This is a genomic window from Rubritalea squalenifaciens DSM 18772 (assembly GCF_900141815.1).
GTDB lineage: Bacteria > Verrucomicrobiota > Verrucomicrobiia > Verrucomicrobiales > Akkermansiaceae > Rubritalea > Rubritalea squalenifaciens.
The window spans coordinates 951,641-965,908 of sequence record NZ_FQYR01000003.1 but is presented as its reverse complement, the minus strand read 5'-3'; the positions used below and the strand labels follow the sequence as shown (position 1 = coordinate 965,908).

General features: G+C 50.5%; 12 protein-coding genes. All 12 read right to left on the bottom strand.

From position 1 onward, the window contains the following. Positions 1 to 46 precede the first annotated feature (46 nt). Positions 47 to 529 carry a DUF2059 domain-containing protein gene (locus BUB27_RS09435; protein ID WP_143183554.1) on the bottom strand — a complete coding sequence of 161 codons (483 nt, stop codon included), beginning with the start codon at positions 527 to 529 and terminating at the stop codon, positions 47 to 49. 42 nt (positions 530 to 571) lie between these two features. After that, the gene (locus BUB27_RS09430; RefSeq protein WP_143183553.1) at positions 572 to 1,960 is read right to left on the bottom strand and encodes a discoidin domain-containing protein; all 1,389 of its coding nucleotides are present in this window, start codon (positions 1,958 to 1,960) and stop codon (positions 572 to 574) included. Positions 1,961 to 1,993: 33 nt separating this feature from the next. After that, complete coding sequence (locus BUB27_RS09425; protein WP_143183552.1) at positions 1,994 to 4,012, bottom strand: discoidin domain-containing protein; 2,019 nt, start codon at positions 4,010 to 4,012, stop codon at positions 1,994 to 1,996. 254 nt (positions 4,013 to 4,266) lie between these two features. Next, positions 4,267 to 5,520, bottom strand: coding sequence for an aspartate aminotransferase family protein (locus tag BUB27_RS09420; RefSeq protein WP_143183551.1), 1,254 nt, complete (start codon positions 5,518 to 5,520; stop codon positions 4,267 to 4,269). Positions 5,521 to 5,562: 42 nt separating this feature from the next. Further along, positions 5,563 to 6,321 (bottom strand): Hsp33 family molecular chaperone HslO, encoded by a 759-nt coding sequence (locus tag BUB27_RS09415; protein ID WP_143183550.1) that lies wholly within the window; start codon positions 6,319 to 6,321, stop codon positions 5,563 to 5,565. Positions 6,322 to 6,564: 243 nt separating this feature from the next. Further along, complete coding sequence (locus BUB27_RS09410) at positions 6,565 to 6,993, bottom strand: Hsp20/alpha crystallin family protein (RefSeq protein WP_143183549.1); 429 nt, start codon at positions 6,991 to 6,993, stop codon at positions 6,565 to 6,567. 38 nt (positions 6,994 to 7,031) lie between these two features. Further along, positions 7,032 to 7,415 carry an Hsp20/alpha crystallin family protein gene (locus BUB27_RS09405; RefSeq protein WP_159434892.1) on the bottom strand — a complete coding sequence of 128 codons (384 nt, stop codon included), beginning with the start codon at positions 7,413 to 7,415 and terminating at the stop codon, positions 7,032 to 7,034. Between the two features lie 194 nt (positions 7,416 to 7,609). Beyond that, positions 7,610 to 9,148 (bottom strand): RtcB family protein, encoded by a 1,539-nt coding sequence (locus tag BUB27_RS09400; protein ID WP_143183547.1) that lies wholly within the window; start codon positions 9,146 to 9,148, stop codon positions 7,610 to 7,612. 294 nt (positions 9,149 to 9,442) lie between these two features. Further along, positions 9,443 to 10,882 (bottom strand): replicative DNA helicase, encoded by a 1,440-nt coding sequence (gene dnaB / locus BUB27_RS09395; protein ID WP_143183546.1) that lies wholly within the window; start codon positions 10,880 to 10,882, stop codon positions 9,443 to 9,445. Between the two features lie 155 nt (positions 10,883 to 11,037). Then, complete coding sequence (locus BUB27_RS09390; RefSeq protein ID WP_143183545.1) at positions 11,038 to 11,478, bottom strand: thioredoxin family protein; 441 nt, start codon at positions 11,476 to 11,478, stop codon at positions 11,038 to 11,040. A gap of 84 nt (positions 11,479 to 11,562) precedes the next feature. Next, on the bottom strand, positions 11,563 to 13,284 hold the full coding sequence (locus tag BUB27_RS09385; RefSeq protein ID WP_143183544.1) for a hypothetical protein: 1,722 nt from the start codon (positions 13,282 to 13,284) through the stop codon (positions 11,563 to 11,565). 23 nt (positions 13,285 to 13,307) lie between these two features. Next, the gene (locus BUB27_RS09380; protein ID WP_143183543.1) at positions 13,308 to 14,267 is read right to left on the bottom strand and encodes an ABC transporter ATP-binding protein; all 960 of its coding nucleotides are present in this window, start codon (positions 14,265 to 14,267) and stop codon (positions 13,308 to 13,310) included. Between the last annotated feature and the right edge of the window lies 1 nt (position 14,268).

Genomic DNA, 14,268 nt, shown 5'->3' with positions numbered 1-14,268 from the left:
CGAGCACTGCTGTTGAGCTCGCTAAGTGGGGGGATGGTGGGCTTGTTTACTTTGCCTCTTTATCGGCCTCCATGATTTTTTGCACCTCTGCCTTGTAGTTCTCCGCATACTTTAACGCATACTTTTGCCCGAGGTTCATGCTGTCCTGCATCAGCAAGGGAAGGCATTTCAAGGTCTTCTGTCCCAGTGGAGTCTGGTAAAAATGGATCAGTTCGCGCAGCTCTGCTTCGGTGAAGTTTTTGCTGTAGAGTCCTACGATTTCTCTATGGAGGCCTGGATCAGTCGCAATTTGGTCGAAATAGTTCTGAGAGGCTACTTCGATCTTTTTGACAGTTTCTTCTGCATATCCCTGCTGCTTGAGTTGGTCGAGGTAGGGCTTGAATGCTGTTGAGGTGGAATCCCTCATAGTGCCCTCCAAATCGATCAAGTTAACCAGCTCTTCTGCAGCAGATGGGGGAGCTTTGTCCTCGGCATGAGCAAGATTGCTGAGTGTGAACGAGAGGACGAGCAGAGATGTTATGAATCGCATGCTGAGAAACTGAACTCAGCATGCTTCCTTGAAAAGAGGATTCTATGGAATGTTAGTCGATTTGAGGAATTCACCCAATACGTCTACAGCTTGCAGGTGCAAGTGTTCGGGCTGGTCACTATCTAGTCCGATCTTCAGGAACTTGCCTGTTGGTGCTTTCGAGCCCTCTTTATTGAGAATAATATTCCATTCTGCCTTGGCGCCATCTGCTGACCAGACTTTTGACCAGTTAGTAGAATCATCAGAAATCCAGACAGCTAGGCTAGCTGCACGTTCGTGAAGGCGTCGGTGTCTGTTGACAATATGGATGGCATTGATGGAGGCCTTGTGTTTCAAGTCGATGACGATATGGGGACGTGCTTCTTTCTTGGTGTGGAAGGCAAAGCCTTGCTTGGCATAACGGCCAGAAAAGAGCGTGTCGTGATCGGAGGTGTTTCCCTCTGAAGATGAAGTGGTGTAGGTGGCATTGTCCTTGGTTAGATTGTTGCCATAGTAATTGTCATTGAACGGTGAGCCATCAGGGAATGCCAGACGTAACGGGATGCCTGCTTGATGGCGTCCATAGTCGAGCATGGCAATGGCCTCGGCGCTATCTGGCGCGGTTTCATAGGCTTTATTGAAATAGGACCAAGCCTCCTCCAGTTTGTTCTGCGCCACGAGGATGCGCCCTTTAGCTCCGAGGATGAGTACTCTTTGTTCTAATGTATAGGCATCGGATTTCAGCATGCTGTCTACCTCACGCATGGCCTTGTCCGTCTCCTCCTTGGAAATGAGATCAGAGATGTGGCGAACGAAGTCCCATCCTTTGAATGAAAGGCGAGCTTGCCAGCCGGATTGATCCTTGGGGTCCGCATTCAGGAGTTGTTCTACCATCTTTGCTTCCTGATTGATGGTAAGTCCTGCTCTCTTGGCTAACAAAGCGGCTTCCTTCTCAGAGTTTTTCGTCTCGCGAGCCTTTTTGATTTGAGCGAGGAGGGAGTCTCTGGTCATCGATTCAGCGACAACTTTATCAATGTGGGCAGCCAGCGCGAGGGGGGATGTGAGTACCCGGAGTTCTCTTCCTTGATAGGTTTTCAGGAGAAAGCCGTCAGGAGAGTAGAGCTGGATTGCTGGATAGGATTTGATGGCTTTCTGGTTCCAGCCTTTGTTGGATGCAGAAAACTTTTTCGCCTCTTCTTTATCTAATAGCTGAGGGACATCAATTTGGGTCAAGATGACTGAAGACCTTAGCTCCTTGGTAAAAGGCTCAGCTTGCCAGAGTTGGTCGTGAAAGCGCTTGCTGGCCAAATGCCAGCTGCTTGCATACAGCAAAACGGCCACCGGAGTCTTGGTGGATTTTGCTGTGCTCAAAGCTTCCGGAAAGGAATTTGAACGCGTTGGGGCTGCGAATAGACTGGTGATGCCTAGCAGATAAATGAGTAAAGTCCGCATGGGAGAGTATGGTTTGTGTGATTGAAAGAGAGCTTAGTTGATCTTCTTTCCGTAGACGTGGAATTTTTCAAAGTGAAGATGCTGCTTGTTGGGGTGACTGATTCTGACGTATCCCGCCTCGATTTTTTTGTCAGCCAAAGGAATGCGATTAACGCGTTTCACATTCGAGAAGGTATACACGGTTGTCCATTCCTTGCCATCCAGGGATGTCTCTAAGATGGCTCCATTCAGGCGGCCAATGTGGCCACCTCGGGTGACGATAGTAACCCCAGAGAGGAGACCGTAGTTGCCAAGTTGTATGGTGGCATGAGGATTCTTACTTCCAGTGTGGAAATCGCCACCATGTTCCTCGATAACACCCCAGTGTCTTGCTGGGTTGTCCCAGCGATTGCCTGGCTCATCAATGGTAAAGGTGCCGCCAGATGAAAGCAGGACGCCAGGGAATTTCTCAGGTGAAATTTCTGTTGGCTTGAAAACCTTCTTGGTAAGGGAGCCGATGAACTGGAACGTGGACTTGTCGCCATTTTTAGCCGCATCCGGAAGGATCTTTTTGGCAAGAGTATCGATGACATTGTTGAAGTCATCACCTTTGCCCTTGCTGAGTCCTTTGCCAATCGAGGCGATAAATTGTGAGCGTCGGTCGTCGTCCTTACCGATGCGGGAAAGCTGGTGTTCTAGAATGACTGGGGTCAGGGTGTTTTCTTTGACGTGTGCCCCAAAGCAGGAAACCGCAAATTGGTCTTCCAGGTTTTTGTCTCCAGCGAGTAGCTTGATTTGCTTGCTGAGTGCGCGGTCGTATTCCCAGCGGGCGACGCCCCAGCCAGAGATGGACTTTTGGTAGGCGAGGAGAATTCTTTCTCGGTCGTCCGCCTTGTCCTTACCTTCAGGGAGAACGTGTTTATAGACATACTTGTCGAGCAAGGTCCAAGCGGCTTCGGGTGAAGTGCTGGCGAGTAATTGCAGGGTGTCTTGATGAAGCTCCTGCCATTGGCTGGTAGGTCCGTTGAGTTCATTCATTAGCTCTGCAGAAGTTTGCCAGTTCTGCCAATCGAGAGGATACTTGCGGCGTGCAATGGCGATCGTTTCCAGTGCTTTGCCAGTGAGCTTTTTCTTGCCGTAGTCCATCGCCAAGCGTCTGATGTCCGCTGAAGCGTAAACATCCTTCGTGTCTGCCATGGCTCTGTTGGTAAGCACATGCCAGCCCCATGAGGATTGACCGTAAAATGGGCGGTGGATACCGCGTTTCCAAGAGAGGGAGTAAGCTGGCTGCCATTGGTTATGCTTGATCATTACCGTGTAGGCACAGTGTCCAGGTTCACCCATGGTGATCGCTGGAACGCCATTGGCGATCGCTGCAGCAGCGCCAAAATTGGAGAGAGAGCCGCAGACGCCACCGATGTTGCGAATCATTTCCGCAGCATTGGTCCAGCTGTTTCGGTAGGGTTGGTAATAGAGTGGGCCGTGAATGGTGTCGCCGAAAGGATTGAGTAAAATCCACCGTGCATACCAGCAGGCACCGGTATAGCGCTCAGCGGGAAGACATACCTCGGTATTTTGGTACTCCATGGATTCCAAACCGTTGAGGTGCCGGTGCTGAACTCCATGTGCCAGATAGCGGCGTTCAAACACCGTCAGGTCTTTGTACATGATATTGAGCAGACCTAGATTCCACTTGTCTCGGAAATATTCATAGCGCTCGAGCATGGCCTCGCTATTCCAGTCGAAATGGCCGCCTTCGAGCGCGCAAGCTGTGGCCATGGCACGGTCGATAGGGCGTTTGACCAGCTCTTTGTCTGTTTTCCAAATGTCGAACAATACTTGGACTGTCTTGGCTGCGTCTTCTACCGGGCCCGAGTCACAGAGTTCACGTTGCCATTCTGGTGTTTTGGACAGGAGGGTGGCGAATTCCTTGGATTCCGCGGACTCAGGAAGCTTGGACTCATTGATATAGCTGTGAGTCTGATTCCTAAGAAGTTGTTCCGGTGTGGGGACCGCGAGAAGGCTTTGTGTGCCAAATGAGAGCAAGGCAATGGAGAGCAGTGTGCGAAGCATGGTGTAAGATTAGTACAAATCCTGTACGATGCTATTGCAAAAAATATTACAGCTGGTCAAATTTCGTCATGCGCACCTTGAGCTGTCAATTGGTGTCCAGTCGCAAGTGGTTCATGATCCTAGAGAAAAGGCTAGTTTCGCATCGACTGAGTATATGAGGGCTTGTCATTCAAAAGATTGAATACGCATATCACCGGACTAGGTGGCTAGTCAGAGGTAAAAAAATGTGCCAGCGATGGCTGGCACATAGATGATTAGGCGTTTTGGAGAACTTCCTTCATGGTCTGAAGGGCTTCGAAGACTTCGTCTTCGCTGACATTGAGCGGAGGTAGCCAGCGTACTGTTTCGGCACCAGCGGGTACAGTCAGAATTCCTTTACTCATGAGAGTATTGACTATGTGGAGTGCTGCGGTGGATCCTTCAGGGATGTTCATCTGGTCTGCATGCAGGCCAAAGCCCAGCATGAGGCCTTTGCCTCTGAGTTCTTTGAGGCATGGCATGACCCAGCCAGCTACCTCTGTGCGGATCTGAGCCTCACGCTGTGTAGCATTCTTACAGAGTTCAGCATCCTTGATCTCGTTGAGTACGGCAAGTGCTGCGGTGCTGGCCAGAGGGTTGCCGCCGTAGGTAGTGCCGTGTGATTTAGGACCGAGCAGAGAAGAGATACTGACGTCAGAACCGGTGACCTTGCGATCGGATGACCAGAAAGCGCCGATTGGGAAGCCGCCACCGAGGCCTTTTGCCCAGGAGATGCCGTCTGGCTCAATCTCTGGTGCTATGGAGCGCCACGCCATGGTCTCTCCTGTTCTTCCAAAGCCAGCTTGAATCTCATCGAAGAATAGGAGGAGATTATGTTTGTCGCACAATGTTTTGAGACCTCTCAGGAATTCCGGGGTGGCTGCAAAGATGCCGCCTTCACCTTGAATCGGTTCCAGCATGATGGCCGCCGTGTGTGGCGTAATGGCTTTCTCTACAGACTCAAGATCGTTGTAGATCGCGTATTTGGCTCCTGGAACGAGAGGGAAGAAGTTTTCTTGAATGGCCTCCTGACCTGTAGCTGTCAGTGTAGCCATTGTTCTACCGTGGAATGATTTTCCAAAGGTGATGATCTCATGTCTTGGGCTGCCATCCTCAGCGGGGAAAGCATTGCCAAATCTGCGTGCAAGCTTGATTAGCCCCTCATTGGATTCAGCGCCTGAATTGGAGAAGAAGATCTTCCCGGGAAGTTTGACGAAATCCTCAACAATAACTTTAGCCAGTTCCGCCTGCTGCGGAATCTGATAGAGGTTAGAGCAGTGAAGTAAGTTGGCAGCCTGCTTCTGGATGGCTTCCACCTGGCGTGGGTGGCAATGGCCGATGGAGCACACGGCGATGCCAGTGCAGAAATCGAGATATTTATTTCCTTCAGAGTCCCAGAGATAGGAGCCTTTGCCCTTTTCTGGAATCAGTGGAAATCTACCGTAGGTTGGTAGAACGTATTGTGCGAATGTTTCAGCAATCTGTTTCATTTTTTGTATCTCCCTGCTAGACCGAGGGAGTGGGGTGATAGTTTAAAGCATGTCTGGGGTAACGATGTATTTGGCTGCACAACGTGGGCAGCTTACCTCGATAGCCGGATCTCCGTGGAAGAGGGCTTCTTTGTTGTTTTTATAGGCGGCTAATGCTGGGAGGATTTTCTCTACACTACAACCGCAGAAGAAGCGGAACTTGCGAGTCTCCAGTACTTTGGTTTCCTCGGTTTCCATTATTTTTTCCACATCTTCGGCATTGAGGGATTCCAGCCATTCGTAATCACAATCAGGTTGTGCTGCGATAATGGCGTAGTTTTCATCCTTAAGCTGGAATGCGCGGGCTGGTCGCTGCTCACTCTGAGTGTAGTAGGTTTCTAGCCACTCGAACGGGTCATTGCTATCCAGCTCGACAGTGGATTTGCGGCCTTCTGAGCTAGGGACGATGGTCTGGGAATAGAGAATGTTTCTGTCGGCTTCCTTGATGTTTTCGGTGAAGAGGTTGCCTGTGATGTTCTCCTGGGTTGAGCCACCGGTGACAAAGAAATTTACGCGAGGAGCACGCAGATTGACCGTCCAAGCAATGGTCTCTGCCCATGGGCGAGCAGTCATATGCAGGGTCAGCAGAGCCAAGAGGTCCTTGAGCTTTTGATCAAGGTCTTCCTTGTGACGTAGCTTCAGATCCATCAGGTGCAGGTAATAGTCGGTAAAAATTGGGGTAAACTGACCACGCACCAGCAGCGCATTGCGGTGGCGTACGAAAATGGATTCGATTTTGGTAAATTCTTCTACAGCTTCCATTGGTTTGTAATGGTCTAGGATGAGTGCTTGTTGAGCGGGTGTGTGGCGCGTTTGAGGCGGAATGAACAGAACTTTTCTTTGCAGTAGGGAAGATCCTGTGTTTCCGGTGCGGGGATAAAGTGGTGTGTCTCTGCGGTCGGGTAAAGAAAAGTTTCCCACATCCTCGTGAGAGAATGTGGGAAATCTGGCCGGGCGAAAACCCTTACACCCGGCCCCCATCACACCTACTATGAAAAAGTGATATTAGTTCAGGATGTCGATTTCGCGCGGCAAGGTTTCTTCTCGTCGGGGAATCTCCATAAGGAGGACTCCATTTTGGAAGGTTGCCTTGGTGGCAGCGAGATTCAGTTTGTCACTGAGATTGAGCTTCAGTCTGTACTGGGTAGCCCTAGCACTGTCGTTAAGAAGCTGCCAGTCCTCAGGGTAGGATGGATTCCTCTCAGCAGTGATACTGAGCTGGTTGTTCTCAGAGGTGATCTTCACGGATTCCTTGGAGGCCCCGGGGAGATCCACTTCAAGGGCCAGTCCCGTTTCATTCTCGTTGATATGGAACTGAGCGCGTTGAGTGATGCTCGGTACTGACTGGTGGCTTTTTTCAAGCTCACAGCACTGAGTGTTGCTGCATGCAGTATCCACGGACTCTTGCTTGTTGGTGATCTCTTCGTTGCTCATGATTTTTCTTAAAGTTTAAGTTTGATAGTTAGTTGGTATTAAAGGATTTCGATTTGCTTGCTGAGGTTCTCGGCTTCTTTACGTGGCAAGGTGATTTCCAGAACTCCGTTTTCTAACTTCGCGGAGATTCCCTGAGTGTCGACTTCCTCGCCCAGGGCAAATCGATGCTCCACAGCCGGGCGCTTGCTCTCAGCTTCTGGAGCTTTCTCCGCCCTGAGGTGGAGCGCGTTGTCCTCGAAATGGAGGGAGAGCTCGGACTTCTCGAAGCCTGGAAGATCGGTGCGGATACTCCACCCCTCTGGAGTGGAGAATATCTGGTAATCTTCCTGCACAGGAGTCAGGTTGAATTCTCCGAAGGCATCATTGAGGATGCTGTTGATGCTATTGAAAAAGCTTTGATCGAATGGTGATACTGTTCTCATGGTTTTATTGATTTCGTATTTAGAATGTTCTGATTCTGAAAACATAGATGCAGCTTGAATGCCAATAGTGGAAGGTTGCGGTTTTGCTCTCAAAATCCCTTGTTTATAAGGAAAATTAGAATGAATCAAAAATGACACCTAGCTTCTAGGTGTGACAAATATGGGTCGCTGCGACATTATGACGTGTAATAATGTCACATCTCGTCCTGCCAGTTGCGTTGTCGGGCTTTGCGTCGGTCGGCACGATGTTGCATTTGGCGTAGCTGTTTCGGGGTGAGTTCCTTTTCGAATTTTGGTGAACGTCCAGCCATGATCGATCCCAGGGGCGTGATTTCGGCAATGACGTTAGCCAGACCATACTTGCTCATCATGGCTTTGATCTGGGCCGGATCTTTGTAGGCGAGGGGTGTCTCTGTGATATCGGGCAAGCCGAGGTACCACCGGGCATCGATGCTGTGGGTGGCTGATGCTATGTCCGCTTTCATTCTCTCCGTATCGACGCCTTGCCTTTTCCTCTCATACCTACGCAGTAGGCCTCTTCTAGAGAGGTTTCTGCCAGCACCGTGAGGTGAGAAGGATAGATAATCCTGATTATTGGCTCCCAAGGTCAGCAAAATGGGTGAGGACATACTCATGGGAATAAGTCCGAGCAGGGGATGCTCATCACTACTGGACCAAGCTGGGGTGGCTCCTTTACCATGGAGGTAGAGATCATCTTCCCGCCACACGAAGTTGTGCTCATTACCTACAGAGTCGATCAGCTCAGAACTGATACTTTTCAGAAACAGGTGATGAATGGTCTCGTGATTCGCCTTGGTCCATCTTGATAGATACTGGAGGGCATCCCAATACTCTTGACCCTCTCTCGTATTCATGGAGACCCACGCGGCTTCTTCTGGGATGCCTTTCGCGAACTTTCTTGTGTGTTTCACCGCAGCTTCCAGACCTCGGGTATATACAGTGGCTCCGAGGCTTCTGGAGCCATGATGAGTCACGAGTACTTTCATAGATTCATACTTGGAGAGGTTATCAGCCAGTTTACTCTGACCATTCTCTTGAAGTGTCGAAAGCAACTCGGGTGTGCATTTCATTTCACCAAGAAAGGCAAAATGGTTGCCATCTCCTTGATCTGCAATGTGAACGGCAGCCTTGTCCTGAAGCCTTCTGAGGAAAGGATTGTTCCAGACCGCTTCATCCAAGACAGGATGATACACCATGTCCTGAGGAGCCCGTCCACCTGGACCAAACCTTGTGGACCGACTGAGGTGGTCCATCAGTTCTTGTACTGGTAAAGAACTATGGAAGAAGCTGGCATGCAGGGAACAACAGATATCCGAAGAATGCGCAGCCGGAATGATTGCGTTCTCCACAGCGATGGCTCCTCCCACGGGAAAGCTAGCAGCTTCGTTTCCTGACGGGCATGCATCAGGCATGAGGGCACCGGCTTTCACGACCGGACACTTGAGCAGCTCGGTCATTTGGGAAATGGCTTTGGCCAAATTCTTCTCAGCCTCCTTGGAATCCGCCTCCACGGCTATCGCGAGAGGCGCAGGGGAGCTTCTCATGGTAAGAGCACCATGAGTATCCGGGAATTTCTTCTTCAGGAGTTTTAGCAGGTATTTTTCGTCTGTGATCTGCTTTTCGTTGATCAGATCCAGAGCATGCTGGTGAACGGAATCGAGTTCTGCTGTGTCCGCCCAACCGGCATTGATGAGTGTTTGTTTGGTAATCATATAAATCTTTAAAAGAGGTGATCTGTTAGATCGTGTGTTCTCTCCAAGAGAACGGGGTGGGCAAAAAAAAGCCCTGCGTGAACATCAGCAGGGCGGCGAAGTAGAGTAGCTTTAAAAACTCAAATACAGCTTAGCGGCCCGTGCGATGTGCACGCGCAGTACGTCGAAGGCGCTGTATTGTTTTGAACATGACTCTTGAATGCATGCAGTTAGGGACTTTGACAAGAAAAATGATTACCTAACAAAAATGCCCCATGAAGTTTTAAATTCACGGGGCATCGGGAGAGATGTAATTTACTCAGGAACGCTGTCATCAAAGGCGCGGGTTTCGAAGCGCATGAGTTCCTTGATGAAGGTGAGAGGGATGGAGCCGGTAGGACCGTTACGGTTCTTGGCCAGGTTGAGTTCGGCGATGCCGTCTTGCTCGTCACGTTGCTCCTGATCCTCGGCGTAGTAGGCGGTACGGAAGAGCAGGCCAATCATATCGGCGTCCTGCTCAATGGAACCGGATTCACGAAGGTCAGACATACGTGGGGAACCACCACGGTTTTCTGGACCACGGTTAAGCTGGGCAAGAACGAGAACCGGAATGGCAAGCTCCTTAGCCAAGGCCTTGAGGCCCGCGGAAATTTCCGCAATCTCACGTTCACGTGAACCCTGAGCCTGCTTGGAGGTAGACTTCATCAGCTGAAGGTAGTCAATCGCGATACACTGGATGTCTTCTTCCTTCTTTTTGCGTCGAGCTTTGGCTCGCAGCTCCGAGATGGAGATACCCGCGGTGTCATCGATGAAGAGCTTGGATTCGGCGATTTCCTGAGCAGCATTCTTGATGCGGACCAAATCAGCCTTCGTTGGAGTGAAACCGTTACGCAGGTTGGAAATAGCGTATTTGGCGCGTGCGAAAAGAAGACGCTGAACGATCTGCTCAGAGGTCATCTCGCATGAGAACACCATAGAGGGAAGCTTTTGATCCAAGCAGATGTGCTCCACCAGGTTCATCACGAAGGAGGTCTTACCCATGGAAGGACGGGCGGCGATAATGAACATTTCACCAGCCTTCAGTCCGTTGGACATGGAGTCTAGCTGGGAGTAGCCAGTCTTGATACCCATTGGCTGGCCACCACCCGCGAGATATTTCTCGAAGTTCTCAATGACCTTTTTGACGTCCTCTTTAACGGTTGGTGCCTGTTCGATGTCCGCACCTTCACGAATGGCGAAGATGCGCTGTTCCACCTCGTCAAGCAGGCCGGCAACTTCTTCCTGGTCCTCGTAGGAGCGGGTAATCGCCTCGGTGCAGGAGTTGATGATATTTCGCAGGATGAACTTGTCTTTGACGATCCCGAGGTGGTGATCAAAGTGAGCCGCCGTCGGCGAGTAGGTGTAGATCTCCGTGAGGGCAGAGGGACCACCAATGTTCTCAAGGATGCCGCGATCCATGAGAGTCTGGGTCAGAGAGACGAGTTCGATCTTGGTGCCGATGTTCGAGAGATCACGGATGACCTTGTAAAGGGCCTGGTGGGAAGGGTGGTAGAAATGTTCCGGTGTCAGACCCATTTCTTCAGAACGCATGACGTACTCGGCAGGGTCCTGCAGCATGGATGATAGCAGGGACTTCTCCGGACCTGTGGCGTTTGGAAGAGAGCGCTGGGCGATCTTTTCCTCATCGCTTTGGTAGGAGGATTTCTGGAGTTCCGGGCCGTTCTTTTTCTTGGCGGGTGCTGTGTCGGTCGACATGAGATTTTTATACTGGAATAGGCCTAGCCTAACGGTCAAATCCAAGATGCGGAATGCGTGATTTTGTGAATAAGTCCATGGAAATACGTGCCTAAAAAAGGTCACTCTGTAGCGGAGTGACCTCTAAAGGCTTGAGTGTGCTTTTTGGAGCAGTCCTAGGACTTCAGGCTCTCTTTGAGCTTGGCAAGGAAGCTTTTGACGTCCGGATAGCTGGATGCCGTAAAGCGATCGAGTTCGGTGCCTTCAGGGCTGAAGACGATCACGGTTGGGACTCCACGTACTTTGTGCTTCTGAAGAACTGGTTCATTTTTGGCGCGGAGATCTTTGTTACCATTTGGAATATCGATTTTTACGAGAATGAAGCCTTTAGATGCCTTCTTGAGGAATTCGTCCTTGGAGAATACTTGCTTGTGCATGCGGATGCATGGTGGGCACCAATCCGAGCCTGTGAACTCTACCATGACTGGTTTTTTGCTCGTCTTGGCCTTGGCAAGAGCTTGTTCGATATTGGTCATCCATCCATCGCCGGCTAGGGAGATTCCACTGAAGGCGAGAAGAGCGAATAGAGTGATACTGAGTTTCTTGATGATGTTCATGTGAATGTTAAGAGCCCACACAGGAAGATTTATTTCATTGAAGTCAGTTTTTGAGGAAAGAGATGATGATTAAGTGTTTGAACTTTAGCCTCTTTTTTGGGTTACCAGGAAGAGCTTGTGGCGCTTGATAATCATCGTCAAAGCGATAACTGATAAGGCGAAATACAAGGTGGTCCCAATCAGGGAGCCTACGATGAAAGGCCTGTCCATGAGGTAATCCAAGTGGGTTAATCCAAAAGCCGGAGCGAAAACCATGGCTAGTGGGGAGAAGCCATAGAGCAGCCCAAAGATATCCTGATTCAAGTTCCATGCTGTTCCGAGAAGAGCAATAGCAAGTGGAATGACCCAGATGAAGAGAGCCATTGTGCCGATGAGCTTCTTACCCCATTGCTCCATAGCGAATCCGTGGCCTAGTAAAGGGGCGGAGAGAGTCAGGATGATCAGGGTCTCCAGTGACTGCCAGGATCGGCCATCAAGATACTGCTGGATTTCAGCCGTATTAAGCAAATGGCGACTATAGAGAAGCCAGGCATAGATACTCATGACCGTGATGACGAGAGTCGTCGGGATGGCTGAGGCGGAGTCAGGGAAAAGAGCAAAGCTGCTGCGGCCATCTTTGAGGCGCTGGCGGATACCCGCAAAATACGTAAATTTGTCTGGAGTGTAGAGGTACTGAAGAAGCACGGCGAGAGCCAGTGAGATCAGGCCATAGACACCAATAATCGTGGAGGCAACGTATTGGGGGTTTTGTTCGATTACTTCTTCCACGATCACCGCTTTGGGGTTTTGTGTGAGAAGTTCGGGAGGGATGCCTTGCTTTTGCTCTGGCGGCGGTGGTGTAGGGAATCTCTTAGATTCAGGGCGAGCCTGATTGAAGTCGACATCAAAAATGGCTCCGTTGCTCGTGTTTGCCCAGATACCTCCAAGTATGATGGTGTGGGCTACGGCACACATCAATACGGACTGCGCCTTGCTTAAGAGATGGGCGCTTTCTTGACGCCATCTACGTAGTAGAATGGAGAGGAAAACGAGACTGAGCAAGGTCTGTACGGCGATGCTGTACCAAGTGTGGCTAATCTCCCAATTGAAGAACATCGCTGTTTCACTACGCCCATAGTTGATGGGGATTTCACCCTGTAGGCTAATGAAAAGAGTGGGGCGCATGGTGAGGTATTCAAAGACGACGAAGCCGAATTTGGATAACTGAGGGAACGCCAGATACAGCAGAGCAACCAAGCCCTGAGAGATCAAGGCCGAGAATTTTTTTCCCATGATGAAACCCACCGACATGGCCAACAGGTGGAACATAATGGTGGAGGTGAAGAGCACCGTGTAGATAGGGAGCCAGATTTTCATCTCGATGCCGCCCATGAAAATCAGCGCTATGGTGACCGGTACCGTGGTGAGAGTGTGGTAATATTGTCTGATCGGAAGGCCTGTTAGGTAGCCGATTACTTTGGTCAGTGGGCTGAGTGGGGTGAGTCGTTGGTAGGTCAGAACATCATCAATGGATTCCCGGGCCATACCCGCAGCGACCGCGCCTGTGCCTCCAAAGTTCATGATCATGATCTGGAGGAAGATGAGCGCTATGAAGGGGTAGATGGCCGCGTCCTCAAACTTGGTTTGTAAATGTTCAGAAGTAATGCCAATGCTGACGAGGAGAATAAACACAGAGAGACCGCCATACAGTAAAGCGCCAGTGATGAGTGCGGAGATGCGCAGCTTGGAGCGGCGATAACGGGTAAAGATGGGATTCTTCCAGATTTGCCAGAACTGGGGCAGTGAGGAAAGTGAGTCTTCGGGCATTGCTGTGATACGAGTAAAATAATTTATCGGGAGTACTCCTCTTCCTCAAGTTCCATCAGGATTTGTTCCAGACTATGGCGCTTCTCAGTGACTCGGCATATCGGATGATCAGATTGCATTGCCTCCATGAGCAGGTTTGAAAGCTCTGTATTATCACCCTCATACACAAAGGATGTAGAGAGTGAACTGTGGACGTGGACATCTTTGACTTTGGGCTTGGTTTTCAGCCAGGACTCCCAGTGTGAGCTGGCGGGGCGCGCCAGCGTGAGATGAATATGGGGGAGTAGGCTGGTCATTCTGTGCATGACCTCGTCTACCGTGCCCGTCTCCAACAGTTGTCCATGATGCAGGATGCCAATCATGTCGCACATTTCTGATAGCTCGGGAAGGATGTGCGAGCTGACCATCACGGTGGCACCTTCATCGGAGACCTGCCGTAAAATGCGTCTGAGTGAAACCCGGGAGCGTACATCCATGCCGCTGGCTGGTTCATCCAAGATCAGCAGAGATGGGCGGTGTAGCATGGTTTTAGCCAAGACGAGGCGCTGCATCATGCCTCGCGAAAGAGATTTGCAGTTGTCATTCCGCTTATCCGCAAGCTCAACCAAGGAGAGGCATTCGTTGACTCTGTTTTTCTTGGCTTTGCCCTCCAGCCCGTGGCAGGCGGCAAAGAGGTCCAGAAATTCCCAGACACGCAGATCAGAGGCTACAGGAGCGAGGTCCGGCATATAGCCAATGCTTGTCTGCGCGTGGCGCCTTTTCTTTACGATGTCGTGCCCATTGATCGAGATATGGCCGTTGGTAGGTTCTAGCAGGGAGGTGAGTGCCTTGAAAGTGGAGGTCTTTCCTGCGCCGTTAGGACCCACGAGTCCATAGATGACTCCCTGGGGAATATCCAGGTTCATGTCCTTCACCGCCACATGTGAACCATAGTCGATGCGGAGGTCGCTGATGCAGACTGCGTATTGTGTAGCGGTTTCCATT